This is a genomic window from Streptomyces sp. NPDC007905 (assembly GCF_042959345.1).
In the GTDB taxonomy this organism is placed as follows: Bacteria; Actinomycetota; Actinomycetes; order Streptomycetales; family Streptomycetaceae; genus Streptomyces.
The window spans coordinates 60,912-84,521 of record NZ_JBIBKS010000017.1 but is presented as its reverse complement, the minus strand read 5'-3'; the positions used below and the strand labels follow the sequence as shown (position 1 = coordinate 84,521).

Sequence of the window (23,610 nt, the reverse complement as noted above, 5' to 3'; positions counted from 1 at the left end):
GGACGACCACGGATGGCACCGCCCCTCGTCAGCCCCCACAGGCCGTGCCCCAGGTTAGCCCGTCGGACGTCCGGTCCTCCGGCCACACCCGAGGGCGGTACGGCGTGCGGAAGAGGGGCGCTCGCCATGTCGCCGCGCGCGGGGCGATCACTCGGGCCTTCGCCGACGCGCCGCGCGGTCGATCCACATCGACGTGGTCAGGCACCACACCGCGATCACGCACAGCACCAGCGGGACCGACCGTGCCCCCGCCCACTGGACCACAGCGCCCAGCGCGGGGCCTGCGGCGACGCCACCCAGCATGGAGGCCGCGATGACATGGGCGCCGGCGCTGCGGGCCATGGGAACGGTCCTGGTGAGCCAGGGCAGGCCGGTGGGGAAGACCGGAGCGATGAACAGGCCCACGCCCGCGTACATGAAGGGTGCGAGGGCGGGAACGGAGGCCGCCGCCAGGCAGACGGCCATGCCCGCACAGCTGACCTTGATGATGACGTGTTCCGGCCGTCGCAGCGTCAAGGGGACCACCAGGAAGCGGCCCACCGTCATCATCAGCCAGAACACCGAGGTGGCCGAGGCGGCGAAGGCCGATCCGTAGCCGATCGTCTCCAGGTGCGTGGGTTCCCAGCCGCCGACGCCCGCCTCCACCCCCACGTGCAGGATGTACAGCGCGACGAAGGCCGCCAGGAGCAGCCTTGCCCGGGACCGTCCCGGGCAAGAGCGGGGCGCGCCCGTCGTCCTGCGGTCGGCTCCTTCGTCCTGCGGCGGGGTCCCGTCGCCGACTCCGCGCAGGAACAGCAGCAGCATGGCCGACACGACGCCGCACGCGGCGAAGGCGAGCGCATGGCGGTCCGGGCCCACCAGGCCGATCAGTGCCGGTCCCGCCACCGCACCGACGCCGAAGAACGCGTTGAGGACGTTGAGCATGGCGGTGCTGCGCTCCCCGAAGCCCACGGCGAACAACTGGTTGAGGCCGTAGTCGATGCCGCCGAAGCCGAGCCCCGCGAAGAACGCGGCGGTCAGTGCCAGTGGCCAGGTCGGGGCGAGGGCGAACCCCAGGGACCCCACCGACATGAGGCCGTAGGAGACGCCCAACAGCGTGCGGTTGCCGACTCGCCGGTGCACCCGGTTGAACGTGAGCACCCCGCCCACCCCACCGATGAAGTGGGCGGTCAGACCGACCCCGGCCGCGGCCGGTGAAAGACCGAACTCCGTGCGCAGGGCCGGGATCGAGGGGCCGTAGAACGACTGCAGCGCACCGATCAGGGCGAAGCCCACACAGGAGGCGACGAGGGCAGGCGTGCTGAACAGGCGGACACGGCGAGCACCGGCCCCCACACCGCTTCGCCTCGCCGACCGGTCGAGCGGGACCGGCCCCGCGCCCGTCGGCTGCTGCTCCCTCATGTGAGGCGCCCTTCCTCGTCGTTGAAACGGGCGACGATCTCATGGGCGAAGGCCATGATGGTTCCCTGCGGACTGATGCCCGTGACCCCCGGCAGCACGCTGGCGTCGCACACCCGCAGGCCCTCGAAGCCGTACGGCCTGCCCCACGCGTCGCACACCCCGCCGCGTTCCGCCCGCCCCATCCGCGCCGACGCCATGCCGTGCACGGAGACCAGCTCCCAGTCGCCCGGCGCCACGCGCAGGCAGAACGCCTCGGCCTCGGCCGGGCTGCGCAGTGCCGGCGCCGCGGACACGGGCGGCGTTATGTGCTCCGCCCCCGCGGCGAACAGGAGCCGCGCGCCGATGCGGAAGGCGTCGCGCAGCACGCTGTGGTCCACGGCCGTCATGCCGTGCCGCACCAGCACTCCGCCGCCGGGCAGCGTCGTCACCCTCGCCGTGCCGTGCAGGCGCACCTGCGTGGTGTAGACGCCCAGGCGGTCGTAGTCGGCCAGGAGACGCTCGACGTCGGCGGGGGAGCGGCCCGCCAGCGCGGCGGCCAGCGCGCCGCGCGAGACGTTGGACGGCATCATCAGGATGCCCCGGTCGCCGAACTCCTGCAGTTGCGCGGTGAAGATGGTGCCGCGTTCCGCCGCCACCTCGTGCGGGAAGCGGGCCACCGTGCGCAGATTGACGTGCAGGGCCAGTCCGCGCCCGGCCCGGTGCCGTTGGATGCCGCTGCGCCGGAGCAGCGCGGGGGTGCCCAGCGGTCCGGCGGCGAGGAAGACCGCGCGTGCCCGGTAGACGGTGCGTGCGCCGTCCGGACCGGTGGCGAGGACTCCGTGTACGGTGCGGCCGTCGTGCAGGAGGCGCAGGACCCGGGTGCCGGGGAGGATCCGCGCGCCCAGCGCTTCGGCCCGCGGAAGGTAGCTGACCGCCATGCTCTGCTTGGCGCCGCTGGTGCATCCGGTGGTGCAGCGGTTGCGGTGCGCACAGCCCCGTACCGCGCGGCGGGCGTGCTGCCAGCGCCAGCCCAGGAGGTCGGCCCCCTCGGTCAGGAGCCGGGAGTCGCGGTTGTCGTCCGGACCGCCATGGCCCTGCACGAGGGCGCCCAGGCGGGTGCCGACCGTCTTCAGGTGCGGGGCGAGGTCCGCCGCGCGGTAGCCGTCGATGCCCGAGACCGCCGCCCAGCGGGCGAGGAGCGCGGGCGGAGGCTCCCACAGCAGGCCGCCGTTGACCAGCGTGGTGCCGCCGACGGCCCGCCCCTCGCCGTAGGCGATGGTGGGTGTCCCGAACACGGGTGTCAGCCCGCCGTTGCGGTACAGGGTGCGCATGTTCTCGGCCGGGCCGGCCGCGGCGAGGCGCGCGGTGTCGGCCCGCGGACCCTCCTCCAGGACCGTCACCTCACGCCCCGCCGCCGCGAGTTCGAGTGCGGCCACGCTGCCGCCGGCGCCCGAACCGACCACCAGCACCTCCGTGTCGACGGTCCGCCGCCGCCGGGCCGGGAACGTCCTCATCGCGGTGTCCCCTCTCCCGTCCGGCCGTCGAGGGCGCCCAGCAGGGCGAGCGCCGTGCTCGACCGCACCACCTCCGAGAAGCCGGGCAGCGCGGCCAGGACCCGCATTCCGTGCCGTCCCTCCTCGTCCGTCGCCCTGCGCAGTGACCGCCCGCCGTTCGCGAGCCGGTATGCCAGCGGCAACGCGCGCAGCACGGTCATGTATCCGACGCGCTGGGACAGTGGCAGCGTGCGCAGGGTCTCCACCACGTGTGTCTCGGCGGCCGCCCGGGCCGCCGGTGCGCGCAGACAGGGGTACTGGCGCGCCCAGTACGAGCGCAGGCCGCTGGAGCGCAGCGCGGCGCGCAGCAGCCTCGGTCCGGGCCTCATCGCACCCCCCTCGCCGCCGTCGCCTTCTCCCGCACGAAATCCGCCAGCAGCCGTGGCGCGCCCTTGCCGAGCACGGTGTCCAGGGCCTCCAGGAAGAGATGGGCCTCTGCCTCCCCCGCCACCAGCGGGGGCGACACGATCAGGGCGATGTGCCGGTTGGAACCGAAGAAGGTGAGGATGCCGTGCTCGCGGTAGAGCGCGGCGATCACCGCACCGGTGAGCACCTTGGCGAACGCCTGGGGATCCTTGGCCAGTTGGACCGGGACGAGGTCGCGTACGGCCGAGGGCAGCCGGGGGCCCTGGTGCAGTCGCAGCCCGTGCAGCGCGCCCCGGCCCGCGGCCCCCGCGACCATCTTGGGGTGCCGGGCGGCGATGCCGGCGAGGCCGGGCGAGAGGATGTCGCCGAGTTTCCGGGCGCGCGCCGGGAAGTCCTCCTCGACGGCGACGGCCACCGCTTCCAGCGCCGTGGCCGTCTCCTCGCCGAATCCGTAGTACGTGGTGCTGTGCAGCGTGGCGTCGCGCAGGTTGTCGTACGCCCGGCGGAAGACCGGCTCGCGCGCGACGTACCCGGAGATGGAGGACTTGCCGCCGCCGAACGACTTCGACGTCGTCACGACGTCGGGGACCAGGCCGGGGTGGTGCATGAAGTGGAACAGCTCGCCCGTCTTGCCCCAGCCGGTGTACACCTCGTCGAAGACCAGCACGATGTCCTGCTCGGTGCAGATGCGACGCACCTCGCGCAGGAACGCGCCGGAGCACTCACGCAGGCTGGAGGCGCTGAACGGCTCGACCACCACCGCGTAGACGTCGCTGCGGCCGCGCCCGTCGGTGTGACGCTGCAGGGCGAGCCGGAACGACTCGAGGTCCCCGTAGGCGAAGGAGTCCGTGCCCGGCAGCCTCGGGTACTCGAAGTGGATCTCCGGGGAGGCGGTGAGGCTGCCCGCGCCGAGCAGCTTGCCGTGGAAGGCGATGTCGGTGTGGAGCACGGTGCCGCGGCGGCCGCCGTGGTACTTGTACGCCAGCTTGACGGCGCCCTCCACGGCCTCGGCCCCCGAGTTCGGGAAGTAGGAGATGTTCAGGTCCCCCGGGAGCAGAGCGGCGAGGTTGTGGCTGAGCGCGGCGACGTAGGGGGACAGGTAGTTCTTGTGGACCTCCATGCGCCGCAGCTCACGGAAGTGGTCGCGGGCCTTGAGGATGCGGGGGTGGTTGTGGCCGTGGTTGAGGACGCCCACGCCGCCGGTGAAGTCCAGGATGCGGCGCCCGTCCCGCAGCCGAATCCAGGCGCCTTCGGCACTGTCGACGAGGTCGCGGCCGAAGCCGAAGGTGCCGGTCAGGGAGACCTGACTGCGGCTGACGTACCTTTCGTACAGGCTGTGGACCTGGTCGATGCCCAGGCGTTCGGCCTGGTCCACCGTGAGCAGCTCAGGCACCGTACGCCTCCTGGGTGCGCAGCCGGTCGGCGATGAGGCGGCCGGCCCTGCGGCCCTCGCGCACGGCGTAGTTGGTGCCGCGGTCCTCCGGGAACACCTGGGCCATGCTCGCCAGGTACAGCCCGGTCAGGCCGGTCTGCAGCGGTGGCATGTCCCTGGTGTAGCGGGGGGTGATCACGGGCTGGGCGTACTCGGCGCGCCAGACGTGGTAGTCCTCGACCCAGGAGCGGTCGAAGCCGGGGAACATCCGGCGCAGGTGCGGGAGGCTGTACGCGAAGACCTCCTCGTCACTCATCCGGTACAACGCGTCGTCGCGAGGCAGGTACTTGGAGAGATAGACGACGTGGCGGCCTCCGTAGTGCTCCGGGGCGTCCATGTTGGTGTGCTCGATCACGCCGACGTAGGGGAACGACGGGTCGTTGACGTTCAGCCAGTACGTGTCGGAGAGCCTGCGGTTGTTCTCCAGCACCAGACAGACGTTGGCCAGGTAGCGGATGCCGCGCAGCCGGCGTACGAGGGCCGGGACCGCGGGATGGCCGGCGGGGCTGTCGGAGCCGACGGGGTCGAGCAGGTCGGCCGCCTGTTCGGGGGCGTTGGTGAGCAGCACATGCCGCGCGGGGACGACGTCGCCCTCGCGGGTCCGGACGCCGGTGACGCCGGTGCCGTCGGTGACCACCGAGTCCACGACGGTGTCGGTGCGCAGGTCCGCGCCGAGCTCGGTCAGCCGTTTGTGCAGCGCGGTGATCAGGGTCTCGCTGCCGCCGCGCAGATAGTGCAGGACCTCGCTGCCCGACCGGGTGCGGCTGCCGCCGCGCAACCGCAGTTTCGTCCACATCCAGGTGGCGCCGACCTGCTCGGCGTGCTCGCCGAACTTCCCTTCCAGCAGGGGCCGCCACACCACGTCGTAGACCCGGCGTCCGCCGAGCGAGACCAGCCACTGCTCGGCCGTGAGGTGCTCCAGGGCGCGCCAGTCGTCGACCCGCCGGGCCCGCAGCGCCATGACGCCGAGCCGGATCCGGTCGAGCAGCGGCAGGGGAACGAAGCGCAACAGGTCCAGGGGGCTGGAGAGGCGGTAGATCGCATTGGCGTAGTACATCCCGGTGCGGGTGAGATGGGGCTCCACCGCGTCCGACAGGCCCAACCGGGCGCACAGGTCGAGGATCTCCCGGTCCGAGTCGAACCAGTGATGGTAGAAGCGCTCGATGCGCCTGCCGCCGCCGACGTCGAAACTGCCGGCCAGCCCGCCCAGTTCCGGCTCCCTCTCCAGGACCGTCACGGGACGGCCCCGCTCCGCCAGTTCCAGGGCGGCGGCCAGGCCGGTGAAGCCGCCGCCCACGATCACGGCGCCGGGCGTGCCGGCCTCCTGCGTGTCCTGCGTGTTCACGAGTACTCCTCAACGTGGGCGGGGAAACGCGCCTCGGCCGTGCCGTGCTCGGAGCCGGTCCGTTCCATGACGAGATAGGACGGGCGGCCCTGCACCTGCCGGAAGACGGCGAGCAGGTACTCGCCCAGCACCCCGCAGGCCAGCAGCTGCATCCCCAGCGCGCCGAGCGGGGCCGCCTGCCGGGCGCTCCCGCGGACCACGCCGACCCCGCCGGCCCCCAGCAGCAGGGCGACGCCGAGGTAGGCCGGGATCCGCAGGGGCAGGGCGGCCGTGCCCGCCAGGACGCCGGTGCGGGAGAGCGCCAGCATCTTGCGCAGCGTGTACTTCGTCGTGCCCGCGGCCCGGGGGTCACGCTCGTACGTGATGCTCGTCTCGGGGAAACCGGTCCAGCTGATCGCGCCGCGCAGGAACAGCTCACGCTCTGCGAGCGAGGTCACGAAGTCGACGACCTTGCGGTCCAGGAGCCGGAAGTCGCCCGTGTCGAGGGCGACGGGCTGGTCGCAGATCCGGGACAGCAGGCGGTAGTACAGGTAGGCGGTGGCCCTCTTCCGGCGTGTTTCACCGTGCCGGGCACCGCGGCGGGCGGACACGACCGACCAGCCCCTGAACCACAGCTCCGCCATGCTCGGTATGAGTTCGGGAGGGTCCTGAAGGTCCGCGTCCATCAGGACGACGGCGTCGCCCACGGCCTCGGCGAGGCCGGCCAGACATGCGGCCTGGTGCCCGAAGTTGCGGCTGAGGCGGACTCCGCGGACCCGGGAGGACACGGAGCCCGCGGGGGCGTCGGCGAGGAGCTTCTGGATGAGCGCCCAGGTGGCGTCGGAGCTGCCGTCGTCGACGTAGATGATCTCGTGCGGCAGGTCGCGCAGGGCGCCGGTGACCCGCGCGTGGGTCCTTTGCAGCACCTGCTCCTCGTTGTAGCAGGGCAGGACGACGCTGATGAGATACGAGCGCGGGGGTGCGCTGCTCGGCTGGTGCGTAGCGATGGGAACCCTCCTTGCGGTGCGGCACGGAGCAGGTCGGCATGCGCTGTACGGGGCCGGGTGGCTGAGCCGGGTTCGCGGGCGTCGCTCACAGGTTCCGGAGCAGCGCGAAAGGCGGCCGGGGCACGAGGTAGAAGTGGTCTCCCGTGACCCGGTGTTCGCGGTGCGCGGCGACGGTCAGCTCGCTCCAGGGCCGTCGGTCCGCGTCCTCGTCGGCGTCCCCGACGATCGTCGTCACGGGGCAGTGCAGGGGCGGATCGTCGTGGCGCGGGGTGTAGCCGTGGAACATCAGGCCGTCGGCGCGGACATACGGGACCACGAGTTCCCGGAACTCGGGGTCCGCCGCGAGCTCCGGGTCGGTCCCGCCCAGGGCGAGCAGGCGGGCGACCACGGCGTCGTCGTCCTCGTCCTGCTCGGTGGCGGCCTCATCGGGTTCCGGGTAGGGGGCGTCGCGGGAGCCGGACGCCACGAGGTGGGTCACCCGGATGCCGCGCCGCTCCAGGCAGCGGGCCGCCTCCAGCGCCACGGCGGCGCCCATGCTGTGGCCGAACAGCACGATCGGCCGGTCGGCCAGCGGTTCCACGGCGTCCGCGATCGCGTGGGCGAGCACGCGCAGATCCGTGGCCGCCGGCTCCGCGATCCGCTCGGCGCGGCCCGGGTACCGCACGGCATGCACCTCGGTCCCGGGCAGCCGCCGCCCCCAGGTGCGGAAGAAGGCGGCGGATCCCCCGGCGTGGGGAAAACAGATCAGCCGTCGCGCGGGATCGGGCAGGGGATCGGGGCAGTGCAGCCACAGGGTCCGAGGGCTCTGCCCGGGGCCCGGGGGACGAGGAGGCCGAGCGGCCGGGACGAAGGAAGCGGTCGCGGCGGACCGGGCGGTCGTGAGGCGGTCGGTGGGGGTCACTTCGCGGACTCCTCCTGCGTGCGGTGGCGGCGTGCCCGCAGAGCTCGGGCGCGGCGGGCCGCGGACCGTCGGGCTTCGGCGTGGGCGTCGATCGCGTCCGCGCCGCCGCCGCGGATCAGCGCGGCCTGTGCCGAGACCGTCGTGTGCCGGAACAGCGCGACGATCGCGGGGCGCCTGCCCGTGTGCCGTTCCAGTGCGTCCTGGAGCTGGAACATCGCCAGCGAATGGCCGCCCAGGTCGAAGAAGTTGACGTCGGCGGGTACGTCCGCGATCTGCAGCACCTCGGCCCACGCCGCCGCGACCGCGGCTGCCGGATCACCGCCGCGGCCGGGGGCGGCCGTCGCCGCCGGTGCGGGCTGCGCCGCGGGGTGCGGCTCGTCGGCGCGGGAGCGCAGCCGCGTGCGGTCGGCCTTGCCGTTGACGGTGCGCGGGAAGGAGTCGAGCACCTCGATCCTGGCCGGCACCATGGGCGCCGGCAGTGATCGTGCCAGCTGTTCCCGCAGGTCCTGGGCGGGGGGCAGCGAGGGCGCGAGCACGAACCCGGTCAGACCGGTGCCCGCGGCGTCGGGTACGACGACCGCCTCGCGCACTCCGGACAGCGCGCACAACGCGGCCTCCACCGCGCCGAGTTCGATACGGTGACCGCGAATCTTGACCTGGTGGTCGCGGCGGCCAAGGAAGTCGAGCGTGCCGTCGTCCCGCCGGCGGACGAGGTCGCCCGTGCGGTACATCCGCGCGCCGGGCTCTCCCGCGAAGGGGTCGTCGAGGAAGGACCGTGCGGTGGCCTCGGGGCGCCCGAAGTAGCCGTGGCTCACCCCGGCGCCGCCGATGAACAACTCGCCCTCGGCGCCGCGCGGTACCGGGCGCAGCCGGTCGTCGAGCACGTACAGCCGTACGCCGGGCACGGGACCACCGATCGAGACCGGCCCCGGGGCGTCGTAACGGCGGTAACTGGCCCAGACCGTCGCCTCGGTCGGCCCGTACTCGTTGACCAGGGCCACCTGACCGGTGTGCGTGGCGAAATGACGTTTCATCAGGTCTGCGGTGAGCGGCTCGCCCGCCGTGATGACGGACTCCAGCGTGCGCAGCCGCCGGGGCCCCAGCCGCTCGGCGGCATCCAGCACGACGGAGTACAGGGACGGCACGCACAGCAGCCGTGTCACCCCGTGGTGTTCTATGAGGCCGACCAGCCGTTCGGGGTCACGGACCTCGTCGGGCGTGGCCACGACCAGGTGCCCCCCGGCCGTGAGGGTGCCCCACAGCCCGGCGACGGAGGAGTCGAAGGCGAGGGGCGAGACGAGCAGGAAGACCGGGCTGCCCGGATAGACCATGCGTCGGGCCAGCGTCGACGCCGCCAGCTGGCGGTGCCCGACCTGGACGCCTTTCGGCTCGCCCGTGCTGCCGGAGGTGTAGATGAGGTACGCGGGGTCGTCCCCGGTGCCTTCTGCCCAGTCGTCCGCGAGGGCCTCGACTGCCGGGGCGTCCGCGAGGGCCCCGGCCGGCTCCTCGTCCTCGTCCTCGGTGTCGTCGTCGCTACCGGGCTCCCGCCCGGCTCCACGGTCCGCACCGGGCCCCGCCACGTCCTCCAGCCGGATCAGCGGCAGGTTCAGGCCGGCGAGGCGGCCCGCCGTGTCCCCGGTGACCACGACCGCGCCGACCCGGGCGTCGGCCAGCACATCGGCGATGCGGCGGTCGGGGTGGGCCGGGTCCACGGGGACGTACGCCGCCTTGGACCGCAGGACGCCGAGCACCGCGGCCACCGTCGCGGTGGACGGTGGGACGAGGATGCCGACGCGGCAGCCGCGGCCCACGCCCGCCTCGGCGAGCCGGGCCGCGATCCGGCCGGCCCACGCGTCCAGCGACCGGTAGTCGAGGGCGCCGTCCCCGCTGCTCACCGCGGGGGCGGCGGGTGTGACACGGGCGAAGCGCGCGACGAGTTCGTGCACCGGCCTCAACCCGTCGCGGGGCAGGGGAACGCCACTGTCCCCTGCCTCCGTCCCGTCCGGCGGCTGCGCCGCGGGTGCCGGACGGTGGGAGAGCACGTCGGCGCCGGTCTGGAGCGATGTGGTCATCAGGACTCCTCTGCTGAGCGTCGGTCAGGTCGGGCGGTCAGGGGCGGCCGGTGTGCGAGGCGAGAGACCGGCGAGCCGGGGCGTGTCGTCACACGGCACGTGTCACGGCGCGGCACGCAGCCCGGCGAGTGCGGCGCGGTGCGGCGAGTGTCATGGCGAGGCACGCGGCGCGGTGCGGTGCGCGTCATGGTGAGGCACGCGGCGCGGTGCGGCGCGCGAGGAGCAGCAGCAGGCCGGTGACGGCCAACGTGACGAAGGCGAGCGCGTCCCAGTACAGCCGGCCGCGGCCCTGGCCATGGAGCGCGACGAACAGCGTGCCGCCCGAGAACGCGCCGAGTGCCTCGCCGAAGGACCAGCACACCTGGCGCAGGTTGAACGCCTCCAGGCTGGACTCGATGGGGAGCCCGGCGTACGCGGTGCTGATCATCGGCCCGAACGCCATCTCGGCCACGGAGAACACGAGGATGGCGAGGACGGCGCCGACGGCCGGTTCGAGGTGCAGGCCCAGCGTCAGCATGGAGAGCCCGAAGAGCAGGTTGGCGCCACCGAGCACGGCGAAGGGCGTGACACCCGCTCTCATCAGCCTGCTGACCACCGCGGTCACGCCGGTCTGCAGGACGACGATCCAGAAGGCCGGCCCCGCCAGGAGGAAGGAGCGCAGCGTCGCCGAGTCGAACTGCCGGGCCACGTAGTACGCGAAGGCCGAGTAGAACTGGGCGTACACGAACGTGCCGAGGACGCCGGCGACGACCGTGCGCCGTATCGCGGCCGTGGTGACGACCTGCCGCAGCACCTTCCTGCCCACCGGCCATCGACCCGACGACGCCGGCGGCCTGACTCCGCGCGGGAGCCCGGGCAGCATCACGACCGCGGCCGCCACGTAGCACAGTGCCACGACGCCCATCAGTTTCTGCGGCTGCGAGGGCGAGTACAGCGCGTTGGCGATGAACGGCCCCAGCGCCGCGGCCGCGTTCACGGCTATCTGGAGCAGGGAGAAGACGCGGTTGCGGCCGATGTCGTCGTGTACCACCTCGGCGACGAGGACCCGTGAGTACAGGAAGTGGGCGCTCACGCCGCATCCGGCCAGGACGAGCAGCCCGCACAGCATCCAGTCCGCGTCGGCAAGGGGCAGCAGGCCGAACGCGGCGGCCGAGAGCAGGACGGACCCCACCATGCCCGGTGCGTAGGAGATCCTGCGCAGCCGGCGCGCCGCGAGCGTGGCCGACAGGCCTGCCGAAGCGGTGTAGCAGAACAGACCGGCACCGACGACCGCGGTACCCGACCCCGGGGACCGGGCCGCGAGCAGCGGACCGAGCACGGGGATGACGCTGTACAGGCCGAGGCTGCCCACGAGCGTCTCCAGCGCGAGCGCCGCGCGCAGCGGTCGCTGCCCACCGGCACCGCCGTCCCCTGGCGCGGACGTCGACGCGGTCACCGCCGTCGGTGCGGTCCCACTCATGGACGGGCTCCTTTCTGTGCGCTGCGGTCCCCGCTCTCAGGACCTCGATGGGCAATAGGTTGCCATCATTGGCACAGTGAAGGCAATCTCTGTGGAGCAGATGAAGTGATTGCTCGCGCGGCAGGCCATCAAATGTCCCGTTATGTATGGCAGTCGCTACCTTCAACAGGGAGGCAAATTTTGGCAACCACAACCTCGCATGAGACAGCGGTGCGCATCGCCCCGTACGGCACGTGGACCTCGCCGATCCAAGCGGCCGACGCGGCGGTGGGCGAGGCCCGCAGGGAATGGGTCGGCTTCGTCGGCGACCAGGTGTGGTGGACCGAGACCAGGCCGTGGGAGGGCGGGCGCGCCGCGCTGGTCGGCCGCACCCCCGACGGTTCCGTCTGCGACGTCCTCGGCACCGGGTGGAACGTCCGCTCCCGGGTCATCGAGTACGGCGGACGCCCGTGGCTCGCCCTCGGCCGGGACGCCTCGGCCGGGTTCGTCTTCACGCAGGGGGACGACCAGCGGGTGTACCGGTCCGTGCCGGGATCCGTTCCCGCGCCGCTCACGGCCGAGCCCCCGTTCGCCGCCGGAGCGCGCTACGCCGACTTCGCCCGGGTGGGCGAGGAGGTCTGGTGCCTGCGCGAGACGCTCGCCGACCCGGCGGGCACCAGGGTCCGCCGGGAGCTGGTGGCGCTGCCCCTGGACGGCAGCGCGGCGACCGACCCGGCCGCGGTCCGGGTCCTCGCCGCCAGCCACCACTTCATGACCGGCCCGAAGGTGTCGCCGGACGGCCGCCGGGTGGCCTGGATCGGCTGGGACCACCCGCACATGCCGTGGGACACCACGGCCGTGCTGTGCGCCGACGTGCGACCCGACGGAACTCTGCGGCCCGCCGTGCAGGTCGCCGGCGGCCCGGGGATCTCGGTCGGCCAGGTGGAGTGGGCCCCGGACCGGCCCGGGGCGCTGTACGTCCTGAGCGACCCGGACGGCTGGTGGAACATCCACGAGATCGGCCCGGCCGGGGACAGCCGCTGTGTGTGCTCCCGCGCGGAGGAGTTCGGGGAGCCGCTGTGGCGGATCGGCGCGCAGTGGTTCCTGCCGGCGGACGACGGACGGCTGTTCGTGGTGCACGGGACGAGCGAGCGCCGGCTCGCCGTCCTGCGGCGCGACGGCTCACTGCGCGACGTGCCCGCCCCGTACAGCGAGTGGGCGGCGCTCGCGACCGACGGCCGCCGGATCGCGGGGACCGCGGCCGGGCCGCGCCGGCACTCTTCGGTGGTGCTCGTCGACCCCGACCCGCCCACCGGCACGGCCCGCCTGGAGGTGCTGCGCGGCGCGGAACCGGAGCACGCGGACTGGTTGCCCCACGGCCGCCACGAGGTCTTCACGAACGATGACGGCGAGGACGTGCACGCGTTCGTGTACCTTCCGCACAACCCCGAATTCACCGCTCCGGAAGATGAGTTGCCTCCCTTCCTGGTGCAGGCGCACGGGGGACCCACCACCCGCAGCCAACTGGTGGTGAACCACGAGATCGCCTACTTCACCAGCCGTGGCATCGGGATCGTCGACGTGCAGTACGGCGGCTCGACCGGCTTCGGCCGGTCCTACCGCGAACGGCTGCGCGGCAACTGGGGCGTGGTCGACGTGCGGGACTGCGCCGCCGTGGCCCGTGGCCTGGTGGCAAGGGGCCTCGCCGACCCCGAGCGCATCGGCATACGGGGCGGGAGCGCGGGCGGCTGGACGGCGGCGGCATCGCTGGCCTCCGAGCCGGGGCTGTACCGCGTGGCGGGGATCTACTACCCGCTGCTCGACCCCGAGGAGTGGCGCGACCGCGGCACGCACGACTTCGAGTCCCGCTATCTGGACAGCCTGGTGGGCCCCTGGCCGCAGGCAGCCGGGCGCTACGCACAGGTCTCGCCGCTGCGCCGCGCCGACCGCATCCGGGCCCCGTTCGTCATCATGCAGGGCACCGAGGACCCGGTCTGCCCTCCGCGTCAGGCGGAACGGTTCCTGGAACGGCTGCGCGGTGGCGACGTCCCGCACGCCTACCTCGCCTTCGAGGGCGAGCGGCACGGGTTCCGCAGGGCCGAGACCGTGGTGGCCTGCCTGAACGCGGAACTCTCGGCGTACGGGCAGGTGTTCGGTTTTGACGCACCCGGTGTGCCGCGACTCGACCTGTCGGTCTGACGCGGCACGCGTCGGCCGGTGTCCCCGACGGGGGGACACCGGCCGAGTGTCCGGCGAACCGCTCGTCGACCGCGGAGGGTCACACCGCGCGGTCGGCGGGTGCCGGTTGTTCCGCCGTCACGACGTGACGCGCCACACGGGCCGCCTCGCGCAGCACGGTCCCCCGGTACCGTCCGCTCAGCCTCCCGACGGCCGGCAGCACCCGGCACTCCTCGACGCTCCGGTCGGCGAAGGGAAGTGCGAGGCCGATCAGTGGGAGCACGCGGAGCGGGGAGCGGTCGTCGAAGAGCGCGCTCAGTTCGGGGTCGGTGATCCGGGACCGCCCGTCGAGCGGGGCACCGACGACGAGGGTGTCCTTGCCGCCGACGGTGCCGCGCACGACGCCGAGGGTCCCGTCCGGATCGGGAACCGCGGCCGCGACCTCCCGGCGGATCTCCTCGTAGCAGCGGTTGGCGTCCCACATGTCGAAGGCCCGGTACAGCTCGACGTCGAGGGCCGGCCACTTGGCAAGGAAGTAGTCCGCGTTGACGCCGAACTCGCGGAAGTTGGACGAGACGTCGCGGACGTGCGGCAGGTGCAGCCCGTACACGTCCTGCCCCCGCACGATCGGAACGCCCGCGGCGTGCACGCGGTAGCCCCATTCCTGGTCCTCGCCGCCCCAGCCCCGGAAGTTCTCGTCGAAGAACAGCGCGTGCCGTCGGACGGTGGCGGCGGGCAGCGCGATGAACGCGCCCCAGACCTGCGTCCACGGCAGGACGAACGGATCGAAGCACCACCGTTTGTCGTGGCGGGCGCCGGGCGAACTCTCCAGGTCCGCGAGCAGCTTCCGGTAGTGCCGGTGTTCCGGGAGATCCGTGGTTTCGGCCGGCCGGTCCGAGCGGCCGTCGAGGCCGACGATCTGACCGACCACGCAGACGGTTCGACCGTCCGCGTAGTACCGGTCGTACAGGGACTCCAGGCACCGCGGGGGCAATGCCAGGTCGGCGTCGAGGAAGACCACGACCTCTCCCGAGACCTGCCGCAGTGCCAGGTTCCGGGAGCGGCTCAGGTTCCACTCCTCGTCGACCAGCACGGAGACGATGGTGAGCCGGTCGGCGAACTCCTGGCAGGCGGCGACGTATTCCGGCGTGTACTCAAGGGCCCCGACGACGATCTCGAACTCCGAGCCGGGCAGGGTCTGTTCGGCGAGCGCCGCGAGCGCGATGCGGAAATTGCGCAGGCGCTGTTTGTACGGGATCACGATGCTGAACCTGGGATCACCCATCACACGCCTCCTTTGGCCCACACGATGCAGGCAATACATTGCCAGGGGCTTGCCTTGATTGGCAACCCCTGGTTGGATCAGGGCGCGTCGGCTCCACACGGGAGGGAAGGGAGAACCGCATGCACAAGGACACGATCGGGGTCGTGACGGTGACGCGAGGGCGTCCGCACCTGCTCCGGCGCGCCATGGACTCCGTGTACAGGCAGGACTTCGACGGTCTCATCGAGCACGTCGTCGTCATCGACGACGACCCCGGGAGCGTGCCGGCGGCCCTCGGGGCCCCGACCCGGCCGGGACTGCGGGTGACCGTGCAACAGGTGCCGCGCCCGGCCGCCGAGCGCGACGAGCCCCCCGGGGACAAGCGCCGGATCTACCCGCGCCTTTCGCGGCTGTTCAACACGGGCGTCCGGCTTTCCTCGGCGGACTGGACAGCGTTTCTGGACGACGACAACGAGTACGAGCCCCACCACCTCAGCAGCCTGCTGGCGTGCGCCCGGCAGCACGGCGTCGAGGTCGCCCACTCCGGCCGGACGCTGTGGCACGCCGACGGCTCCCCCTATCTCGACAAGGCCTGGCACACCGTCGACGATCCGGCCGAGGCGGCGCGGATCCACCAGCTCATGTGCGACAAGGGCGTCCGCGTCCCCGGCACCAACATCCTGCTGGACCGCGCCGATCCGCGGCAGCCCGGAGGGGCCTTCCGCACCAGCAGCGTGATCCAGCCGCAGGACCCCGTCTCCCTGGTGGACCAGAGCGTGTGGCTGGTGCGCCGGGAGCTGCTGCTGCGGCTGCCGATCCCGGAAACGTTCACCGAGGCGGAGCACGAGGCCAACACCGCTCCCGACGACAAGCTGTTGCGGACGCTGCAGGACAACGGCATCCCCATCGTGTCGACGAAGCTGCCCACCGTGCGCTACTACCTCGGCGGCGTGTCGAACAGGATCACCCAGCCGGCGGCTACCACGGTGACCGAGTAACCCCGGTCGCCGAGGCGCCGAGGCGCCCGGTCGCCAGGTCACCGGGCGCCCGGGTACACGGACGGCCGGCCGCGCGGCTCACGGCGCCTGCGCACCGAGGGGCCCGGGCCTCCCGCCGAGGGCGAGCAGCACCGCCGCGAGCGCCGTGAGCAGCGCGCACACCCAGAACACACGGGCATAGCCGGCCCATTCGGTGACCACGCCCGCGGTGGCGCCGCCCAGCATCACCCCGACCTGGAACGCTCCGGTGAACAGCGACGAGGCCGCCCCGACCCGGTCGGGCATGGCCTCCTGCAGGATGGTCACGGGAATGCTCAGCACCACCGCCATGAAGAAGGCGTTGAGCGCCTGGAGCGCGAGAAGCGCGGCCTTGGACTCGGCCAGCGGAAGCGCGGCGAAGAACAGCGTCCCGAGGACGGCGGCGTACGTCACCAGCCGCCACTTCCCGATGCGTTCCGCACGGGCGCCCAGGTACATCATCACCGGGATCTCGAGCGCGGAGGCGAGCCCGAGGAGGAGTCCGGTGAAGCTCGTGTCGTACGCGAGCTGCTTGGTCACGAACAGCGCGATGTCGATCTGGTAGACGCTGTTGACCGTCAGAAGCAGCACGGTGGCGATGAGCAGGATCCACGAGGACCGTCCGGTGCCGGAGAACGGGTTGCCGTTCTTGGGGCGTGCCTCGACCGCCCTGGGCTCGTTCGGCAGCAGCCCGAGACACAGGCCGCCGGCCAGCAGGTACATCGCCGTGACGACGAGGTACATGACCCCGAATCCCCGGGTGCCGATCAGCAGGAAGCCGAGCGGGGGGCCGATGACCCAGGTCATCGAGGTGAGGGCACGCAGCAGGGAGTTGAAGAACGTGGCGTCCAGCGACCGCGTCCGGGCGAACTCGCGCGTGTAGGCCAGCAGTTGGGGGAAGCAGGCGCTGCCGAGGGCGAAGAAGACCGCTCCCACGGCGAAGAGCAGGTAGTAGTCGCGCACCACGACGTAGGCGAAGGTGCCGACCGCGGACAGCAGGGTGCAGACGGCGAGCAGCAGGCGCCTGTTGCCGATCCGGTCCGACAGCGCACCGAAGGCGAGTCCCGAGAAGACCCCGAGGATGCCTCTGCCGAGGAAGAACAGACCGATCATCAGCGGACCGACGCCGATCTCGTCGGCCAGGAACAGGCTGCCCGAGGTGCTCATCATGGCGCCTGAGACACCGATCAGGCCCGTGTTGGCGACCAGGCCGGTGAGAGCGCCGTCCTCGGCCAGTCCCACCGCCCCCGTGCACACCGCCAGGGCGCGCGAGCGGACGGACTCGCCAAGAGGCCGTGCCTTGCGTTCGTGAGGGGAAGCGCTCACGTGTGGCTCCTCGGTGGGTGGGGGCTGCGGAGCCGCTCGGCGCCTCCGTAGGGCAAAACAGTGTCCCCCGATATTGCCAATCGGGTTGAGGTATAGGCAACATTGGGGGCAAGTATTTGACAAGCGAGGAGGATCATGCGAGTCGTCATCACCGGCGGGGCCGGCTTCCTCGGATCCCACCTGTGCGATCTGCTGCTGCGACGGGGCGACAGCGTCGTCTGCGTCGACGACCTGTCCACGGGCCGGCTGGAGAACCTGGAGGAGGCGAGGCAGAACCCGGCCTTCCGATTCATCGAGTGCGACGTCACCCGGGCGCTGGACGTCACGGGTGCCGTTGACGCCGTGGCCCATCTGGCCAGTCCGGCCTCTCCACCGGACTACCTCCGGCGCCCTCTGCAGACGCTCGCCGCGGGCAGCCGAGGCGCCGAGAACGCGCTGGTGCTGGCCCGGCGGCACGGCGCGCGCTTCCTCCTCGCCTCCACCAGCGAGGTCTACGGCAGCCCCGAAGTGCACCCGCAGACCGAGGACTACTGGGGGCATGTGAACCCGATCGGGCCGCGCAGCGTCTACGACGAGAGCAAGCGGTTCGCGGAGGCCCTGACCACGGCCTACCGCACAAGCCTCGGTGTGAACACGGGGATCGTCAGGATCTTCAACACCTACGGCCCGCGGATGAGGGAGGACGACGGAAGAGTGGTCAGCAACTTCATCACCCAGGCGCTGGGCGGGCAGCCTGTCACCGTCTACGGCAGCGGCCGGCAGACCCGCAGCTTCTGTTACGTCGACGACCTCGTCCGCGGGCTGGCGGCCATGCTCGACTCCGACGAACCGGGGCCGGTCAACCTGGGCAATCCTGCGGAGTTCACGGTCGGGCAACTGGCCGATATGGTACGGCGCATGACCGAGGTCTCCGCGCCGGTCCAGTACCGGCAACTGCCTCAGGACGACCCGCCGCGGCGTCGCCCGGCGATCGACCGGGCCGCCCGGACCCTGGGCTGGCGTCCCGCCATCGGCCTGGAGGAAGGGCTGCGCCACACGATCGACCACTTCCGGGCGCGATCGGAGGAACTGCGCGGCGCGGAACTGCGCGGCGCGGACCTCACCGTCGCCGGATAGCCCCTGCCCGCGCAGCTGCGGCCGGGCCACCGCCGAGGTGCTCGACGACGCGATCGCGCCACGTCGTCGAGCACCTCGGCGGACCGGCGTCAGGCAAGGCCCGGAGGATGGCTTGCGGAGCATGCCTGCGGCGCGATCGGGCCGGCCGGACAGGTGCCGTTCCTGCCCGCCGACCTGATCCGGAGGGCACCCACTAGGCGAAGCGTGCGTGATCGGCGAGGACCTCCTCGATCACACGCAGGTGGGTGGTGGCATGTTCCTCATCGGTGTCGATGCACTCGGACAGGACCAGCATCGCCTTCCACAGGGCCCAGCCGCGGGCCCGGGCCCACATGCCGTCGTCCTGGCCGATCGTGTTCCGGAACGCGTCCCGGCTGTCGCCGGAGAACATCGTCCATGCGATCACCAGATCGCAGGCGGGGTCACCGACCCCCGAGGTGCCGAAGTCGATGACGGCCGTCAGTTTGCCGTCCATGACCAGCAGGTTGCCGCCGGCGATGTCCCCGTGGAACCACACGGGCACACCTCGCCATTCGGCGGCGAGGGCGGACTCCCAGACCTCGGCGGCCCGTTCCGTGTCGACCCGGCCTTCGAGGGCGGCGAGGCAGCGGCGGGTCTCCTCGTCGTAGTGGGCCGGCGACGCTCCCCGGTACCAGCTGTGCTCCCCGGCGGCAGGGCCGCCGGTGGTGTCGCAGCGCTGCAGGGCCAGCAGGAAGTCCGCGACGGCGACCGCGAACTGCGCCATGTCGGCGATGCGTTCCGGGGAGGAGGTCCGGCCGTCCAGCCAGCCGCGCACGGACCAGGGAAAGGGGTATCCCTCGCCCGGGGCCCCCTTGGCCAGAACCGTGGGAACGGCGAGGGGCAGCGACGGAGCCAGGCGTGGCAGCCACTCGCACTCCTTGTCGACCGCGGGGACGTAGCCGGACGCGGTGGGCAGCCGGACCGACATGTCGTCACCGAGGCGGTACGTGCGGTTGTCCCAGCCGTCGACCTCCACGGGGACCACGGGTAACCCGGCCCACTGCGGGAACTGAGCGGCGATCAGTCGTCGGACCAGCGCGGCGTCGATGCCCGCGCGGCCGTCGGGGGGTGTGTTGACCATGCAGCGATGATTGCCCGAGACGGCGGCGTCCCGCAACGGACTTGACAACTTCCGGTCAGAACGGCCCGTCCGGGGAGGGTAGAAGGTTGCCATGATATTGCCCATCGAGGCAATATTGGGGAACGGATGCGGTGTGGGTGGGACCGCACCCGCCCCGGCGGGTCGGCCCGCAGCCCACCGAGTGAAAGGGTTCTCATGGCCACCAGAAGGAAGTTCGGAGATCCGGCGCTCTTCGGCGAGGTGTGGGCCGACGACTACGACGAGCAGACCAGCCTCGACCCCACACCCGCGGTCGACTTCCTGGCCGGTCTCGCCTCCGGCGGACGCGTCCTCGAACTCGCCGTCGGCACCGGCCGGGTGGCGCTGCCACTGGCTGCCCGCGGCGTCCGCGTCGAAGGGGTCGAGGGGTCCCCGAGGATGGCCGCACGACTGCGCGGGAAGCCGGGCGGCGACGGCGTCCCGGTGACCGTCGGCGACATGGCCGACGTCCCCGTGGAGGGTCCCTTCACCCTCGTCTACCTCGTGTACAACACGCTCTTCAACCTCCTGGAGGCCGAGCGTCAGCAGGACTGCTTCCGCAACGTCGCACGCGTACTGGGCGAAGACGGCGCCTTCGTGATCGAGGCGTACGTCCCCGACCCGTCCTTCTTCGACCGCGGCCAGTGCGTCCGGGCCCTCTCCGTCACGGAGGACTCCGCCACCATCGAGGTGTACCGCTTCGACCTGGCCGCCCAGCGCTTCCGCAGCCAGAAGATCACCTTCGATGCCGACGGTGTACACCTGCGCCCGCACGCCGAGCGCTACTGCTGGCCGGCCGAACTCGACGTGATGGCGGCTCGGGCGGGCCTGCGCCTCGACCGGCGCCTCGCGGACTGGTCCGGCCGGCCCTTCGGCTCCGACAGCACCGGGCACGTGTCGGTGTACCGGCCCGCCCGATGAAGCCCGGCGCGCTCGCCCTGGTCACCGGGGCCAACCGCGGCATCGGTCTGGAGACCGCCCGGCAGCTGGCGCAGCGGGGTGCCGTCGTCCTCCTCGGCAGCCGCGACGCCGTACGGGGCGAGGCGGCCGCCCGGTCCCTGGACCCGGACGGCGCGCGGATCCTGCCCGTGGCGCTCGACGTGACCGACACGCGGAGCGTCGCCGCGCTGGCGAAGCGGCTGGAGCGGGACCACGGGCGGCTCGACGTCCTGGTCAACAACGCCGGCGTCTTCGTCGGCGCCACCGCGGCCGACACCACGGCCGAGGTCACGCGGGACATCCTCGCCGTCAACGTCGTCGGTGCGGTCGCCGTGATGCACGCCATGCTGCCGCTGCTCCGCCGCTCGTCCGCGCCCCGTGTCGTCAACGTCTCCAGCACCACGGCGTCGTTCGGTCTGACCAGCTCGGGTGCGGACCTTGCGGGCGATGCCTCGGTACGCCTGGCGTACACCGCTTCGAAGGCGGCGCTCAACATGCTGACGGTCCAGTACGACAGGGCGTTCCGGCAGGACCCGGACCTGGCACACATCAAGATCAACTCAGCGTCGCCCGGCTGGACGGCCACCGGCATGAACGGCTTTCGCGCACCGCGCACCGTCCGGGAAGGCGCACGGGCCGTCGTCACCCTCGCCACCCTCCCCGACGAAGGCCCGAGCGGTGGCTTCTTCGACGAGCACGGCCAACTTGTCTGGTAGGCCCGCCGGTTCGCCGGACCGCTCAGCGCGTGCGGCCGCAGTGCCCGACGAAGCCAAGGAACCCGACACGCCCGGAAGAGAGCACTCATGAACGCATCCCGGACATTCCCTGCGTCCGGCTGGTCTCCGGCGCCGACGACCGACCCCGAAGCAGTGCGGGACCGCGACCGGCGGCACGTCTGGCACACCTGGACGCCGCTGGCCGCCGACCGCTCTGCGCTGACCCTCTCGCACGGCTCGGGCCACCATGTGTGGGACATCGACGGTCGCGCCTACGTCGACGCCTCGGCGCTGAACTCCACGTGCGGCTACGCGCATCCCGACGTGCTGCGGGCGGTAGTCGACCAGGCGTCCCGGCTGCACCACTTCGACCTCTCGGTGGCCGGACACGAGCCCGCCGGCCTGCTCGCCGAACGCCTCGCCGGTCATCTGCCTCCCGGCCTCGACAAGACCCTCTTCGTCAACAGCGGATCCGAGGGCTTCGACGCCGCCGTCATGATCGCCGTGTCCTACTGGGCCCACCTCGGCCGGCCCCGTTCCCGGGTGGTCACCTTCGCCCGTTCCTACCACGGCGCCACCCTCCTCAGCCGCAGCCTGTGCACGCTGCCGCGCAACCGCCACCTCCTCGACTCCCCACTGCCCGTGACCCGGGTGGAACTGCCCGTCGAGCCGCGGCTGCTGCGCCGCGAGGAATCGCTGCCCGCCCTGCTCACCGCGTTCGAGGAGGCCATCGGGGACGAACCCGGCGACCTGCCGGCCGCCGTCGTCGTCGAACCGTTCCTCAACGTGGGGGGCGCGGTCGTGCTCCCGCCCGGGCTTCCTGCGGGAGCTGCGGGCGCTGTGCGACGCCTCCGGCACGCTGCTGGTTCTCGACGAGGTGTTCACAGCGTACGGCCGTTGCGGAGCGATGTTCGCCACTCTTCGGGAGCAGGTCACCCCGGACATCCTCGTCAGCAGCAAGGGGCTCAGCGGCGGCTATGTGCCGATCGCGGCGGTCACCGTGCGCCGGCACGTCCACGACACCTTCGACCGGGACCCGGTCATCGGGGGGCTGCGCTACGGGCACACCACCTCCGGCCACGCGGTGGCCTGTGCCGCGGCGCTCGCGACCCTCGACGTCCTGGAGAAGCAGCGCCTGCCCGAACGCGCCGAACGACTCGGCACCGACCTGGTCGGCCGGCTGGCACCGCTGACCGGCACGCCGGGGGTGCGGGACGTGCGCGGACTGGGCCTCATCCTGGTCGTCGAGACCGATTCCCCGGACCGGGCGAGCCGCATCCTGGCCCGGGCCCGGGAACGGGGCCTCCTGCTGCGTCAGGTCGGTGCGGCCGTCATGGCGGTGCCGCCCCTGGTGATCGACGACGCGGGGGCGGCCGCCGTGGTCGACGGCCTGACCGAAGCGGTGGTGGACACGGCGGCCTGACACCGTCCACAGGAGCCGGAGACGGAAGGAGGGGAAGGCCCGGCGGCCTTCCCCTCCTTCCGTCTCCGGCAGCTGTCAGCGGATGCCTTCGCCGTACGCCGTCATGTCGCCGCTGAGCACCGTGCTCGGGCGCCCGTCCGCGCCGACCGGGACCGAGCCGGCCACCGTGCACCGCTCCGCGCGCCGGTCCCGGTCGCCGTAGTCGAAGACGGCGTAGTGCTGCGTGGCCCGGTTGTCCCAGATCGCCAGGTCGCCCGCGCGCCAGCGCCAGCGGACGGTGTGCTCGGGCAGGGTGACGTACTCCTGCAGTACGCGCAGCACGTCGCGCGAGGCCTGCGGGGTCAGACCGACCGCCCTGCGCGCGAACCCGCCGAGCAGCAGGGCGCGTTCCCCGGTCTCGGGGTGGACGTGCACCGCCGGGTGCTCGGTCTCGAACAGGGTGGAGATGTACTCGCGCCGCGCCGCCACCGTGGCGTCCGTGTAGTCGGAGTCGTTGCTGTGCACGATCCGCAGCCGGTCGGCCAGCGCCCGCAGCGGCTCGGGCAGCGCCTCGTACGCGGCCACGGTGTTGGCCCACATGGTGTCGCCACCGACCTCGGGGGCGGTCTTGTTGTGGAGGAAGGCGAGCGCGGGAGGCCGGTCGACGAAGGTGAGGTCCGTATGCCAGTGGTTGGCGCGGGTACCCTGCCGCGAGTCGATCTCCCTGACCTCGGGCCTGTTCTCGGGGGCACGGTAGATGGGATGGCCGAGCGTCAGTTCGCCGAATGCCCGCGCGAAGGCGGCCTGGCTCGCGTAGTCCAGCCGCTGGTCCCTGAGGAAGACGACCTTGTACCGGAGCAGGGCCTGGCGCACCTGCTCGACGGTGGCCGCCTCGGGCGGACCGGCCGTGTCCACGCCGCTGATCTCGGCGCCGATGCGGCCGGCCAGCGGGGTGACGGTCAGGCGGGTCGGCTTCAAGGGGGTCATGGTCATGATGTGTGCCTCTCTGTCGGGCTGTCTGTCGGGCTGCCGGTCACGTCCCGTGGGGCCGCGGGCCGAG

19 protein-coding genes and 1 pseudogene are annotated in these 23,610 nt (G+C 72.4%); 7 read left to right on the top strand and 13 right to left on the bottom strand.

The annotated features are described in order from the left end of the window. Positions 1-147: 147 nt before the first annotated feature. The 9 genes from ACFZDC_RS28045 to ACFZDC_RS28005 form a co-directional block, all read right to left on the bottom strand. Positions 148-1,401 carry an MFS transporter gene (locus ACFZDC_RS28045; RefSeq protein WP_391328235.1) on the bottom strand — a complete coding sequence of 418 codons (1,254 nt, stop codon included), beginning with the start codon at positions 1,399-1,401 and terminating at the stop codon, positions 148-150. Further along, on the bottom strand, positions 1,398-2,894 hold the full coding sequence (locus ACFZDC_RS28040; protein WP_391328233.1) for an FAD-dependent oxidoreductase: 1,497 nt from the start codon (positions 2,892-2,894) through the stop codon (positions 1,398-1,400). Before ACFZDC_RS28040 ends, ACFZDC_RS28045 begins: the two co-directional genes overlap by 4 nt. Further along, positions 2,891-3,262, bottom strand: a complete 372-nt coding sequence (locus tag ACFZDC_RS28035) for a hypothetical protein (RefSeq protein ID WP_391328232.1) — start codon at positions 3,260-3,262, stop codon at positions 2,891-2,893. Before ACFZDC_RS28035 ends, ACFZDC_RS28040 begins: the two co-directional genes overlap by 4 nt. Beyond that, complete coding sequence (locus ACFZDC_RS28030; protein ID WP_391328230.1) at positions 3,259-4,692, bottom strand: aminotransferase class III-fold pyridoxal phosphate-dependent enzyme; 1,434 nt, start codon at positions 4,690-4,692, stop codon at positions 3,259-3,261. The genes ACFZDC_RS28035 and ACFZDC_RS28030 overlap by 4 nt, the downstream gene beginning before the upstream one ends. Next, the gene (locus tag ACFZDC_RS28025) at positions 4,685-6,076 is read right to left on the bottom strand and encodes an FAD-dependent oxidoreductase (protein ID WP_391328228.1); all 1,392 of its coding nucleotides are present in this window, start codon (positions 6,074-6,076) and stop codon (positions 4,685-4,687) included. Before ACFZDC_RS28025 ends, ACFZDC_RS28030 begins: the two co-directional genes overlap by 8 nt. Then, positions 6,073-7,005: a glycosyltransferase gene (locus ACFZDC_RS28020; RefSeq protein ID WP_391328495.1), complete on the bottom strand. Its 933-nt coding sequence runs from the start codon at positions 7,003-7,005 to the stop codon at positions 6,073-6,075. Before ACFZDC_RS28020 ends, ACFZDC_RS28025 begins: the two co-directional genes overlap by 4 nt. Positions 7,006-7,147: 142 nt before the next feature. Next, the gene (locus tag ACFZDC_RS28015) at positions 7,148-7,963 is read right to left on the bottom strand and encodes an alpha/beta fold hydrolase (RefSeq protein ID WP_391328227.1); all 816 of its coding nucleotides are present in this window, start codon (positions 7,961-7,963) and stop codon (positions 7,148-7,150) included. Continuing rightward, positions 7,960-10,035, bottom strand: coding sequence for an amino acid adenylation domain-containing protein (locus ACFZDC_RS28010; protein ID WP_391328226.1), 2,076 nt, complete (start codon positions 10,033-10,035; stop codon positions 7,960-7,962). Before ACFZDC_RS28010 ends, ACFZDC_RS28015 begins: the two co-directional genes overlap by 4 nt. Before the next feature lie 184 nt (positions 10,036-10,219). Beyond that, positions 10,220-11,494 (bottom strand): MFS transporter, encoded by a 1,275-nt coding sequence (locus tag ACFZDC_RS28005; protein ID WP_391328224.1) that lies wholly within the window; start codon positions 11,492-11,494, stop codon positions 10,220-10,222. Between the two features lie 210 nt (positions 11,495-11,704). Between ACFZDC_RS28005 and ACFZDC_RS28000 the strand changes: the two genes are divergently transcribed. After that, complete coding sequence (locus ACFZDC_RS28000) at positions 11,705-13,672, top strand: prolyl oligopeptidase family serine peptidase (protein ID WP_391328222.1); 1,968 nt, start codon at positions 11,705-11,707, stop codon at positions 13,670-13,672. Between the two features lie 79 nt (positions 13,673-13,751). Here ACFZDC_RS28000 and ACFZDC_RS27995 read toward each other — a convergent pair whose 3' ends face one another. Further along, a complete protein-coding gene (locus ACFZDC_RS27995) occupies positions 13,752-14,936 on the bottom strand; it encodes a glycosyltransferase (RefSeq protein ID WP_391328220.1) in 1,185 nt (394 codons plus the stop codon). A 119-nt stretch (positions 14,937-15,055) separates the two neighbouring features. Here ACFZDC_RS27995 and ACFZDC_RS27990 point away from each other — a divergent pair, with 119 nt between their 5' ends. Further along, positions 15,056-15,913 carry a glycosyltransferase gene (locus ACFZDC_RS27990; protein WP_391328218.1) on the top strand — a complete coding sequence of 286 codons (858 nt, stop codon included), beginning with the start codon at positions 15,056-15,058 and terminating at the stop codon, positions 15,911-15,913. A 78-nt stretch (positions 15,914-15,991) separates the two neighbouring features. Here ACFZDC_RS27990 and ACFZDC_RS27985 read toward each other — a convergent pair whose 3' ends face one another. Next, complete coding sequence (locus ACFZDC_RS27985) at positions 15,992-17,257, bottom strand: MFS transporter (RefSeq protein WP_391328217.1); 1,266 nt, start codon at positions 17,255-17,257, stop codon at positions 15,992-15,994. A gap of 135 nt (positions 17,258-17,392) precedes the next feature. Here ACFZDC_RS27985 and ACFZDC_RS27980 point away from each other — a divergent pair, with 135 nt between their 5' ends. Beyond that, positions 17,393-18,373 (top strand): NAD-dependent epimerase/dehydratase family protein, encoded by a 981-nt coding sequence (locus ACFZDC_RS27980; protein WP_391328215.1) that lies wholly within the window; start codon positions 17,393-17,395, stop codon positions 18,371-18,373. 193 nt (positions 18,374-18,566) lie between these two features. Here the strand turns inward: ACFZDC_RS27980 and ACFZDC_RS27975 are convergent, their stop codons facing one another. After that, the gene (locus ACFZDC_RS27975; RefSeq protein WP_391328212.1) at positions 18,567-19,475 is read right to left on the bottom strand and encodes a phosphotransferase; all 909 of its coding nucleotides are present in this window, start codon (positions 19,473-19,475) and stop codon (positions 18,567-18,569) included. Between the two features lie 195 nt (positions 19,476-19,670). Between ACFZDC_RS27975 and ACFZDC_RS27970 the strand changes: the two genes are divergently transcribed. The 4 genes and pseudogenes from ACFZDC_RS27970 to ACFZDC_RS27955 all read left to right on the top strand — a co-directional run bounded on the left by ACFZDC_RS27970 (position 19,671) and on the right by ACFZDC_RS27955 (position 22,571). Then, positions 19,671-20,414 (top strand): methyltransferase domain-containing protein, encoded by a 744-nt coding sequence (locus tag ACFZDC_RS27970; RefSeq protein WP_391328210.1) that lies wholly within the window; start codon positions 19,671-19,673, stop codon positions 20,412-20,414. After that, positions 20,411-21,148 carry an SDR family NAD(P)-dependent oxidoreductase gene (locus tag ACFZDC_RS27965; protein WP_391328208.1) on the top strand — a complete coding sequence of 246 codons (738 nt, stop codon included), beginning with the start codon at positions 20,411-20,413 and terminating at the stop codon, positions 21,146-21,148. The genes ACFZDC_RS27970 and ACFZDC_RS27965 overlap by 4 nt, the downstream gene beginning before the upstream one ends. An 87-nt stretch (positions 21,149-21,235) precedes the next feature. Beyond that, a pseudogene (locus ACFZDC_RS27960) lies at positions 21,236-21,910 on the top strand (aminotransferase class III-fold pyridoxal phosphate-dependent enzyme); the annotation flags it as partial. Between the two features lie 115 nt (positions 21,911-22,025). After that, the gene (locus ACFZDC_RS27955; RefSeq protein WP_391328206.1) at positions 22,026-22,571 is read left to right on the top strand and encodes an aminotransferase class III-fold pyridoxal phosphate-dependent enzyme; all 546 of its coding nucleotides are present in this window, start codon (positions 22,026-22,028) and stop codon (positions 22,569-22,571) included. A 75-nt stretch (positions 22,572-22,646) separates the two neighbouring features. Here the strand turns inward: ACFZDC_RS27955 and ACFZDC_RS27950 are convergent, their stop codons facing one another. Next, the gene (locus tag ACFZDC_RS27950; protein WP_391328204.1) at positions 22,647-23,543 is read right to left on the bottom strand and encodes a TauD/TfdA family dioxygenase; all 897 of its coding nucleotides are present in this window, start codon (positions 23,541-23,543) and stop codon (positions 22,647-22,649) included. Between the last annotated feature and the right edge of the window lie 67 nt (positions 23,544-23,610).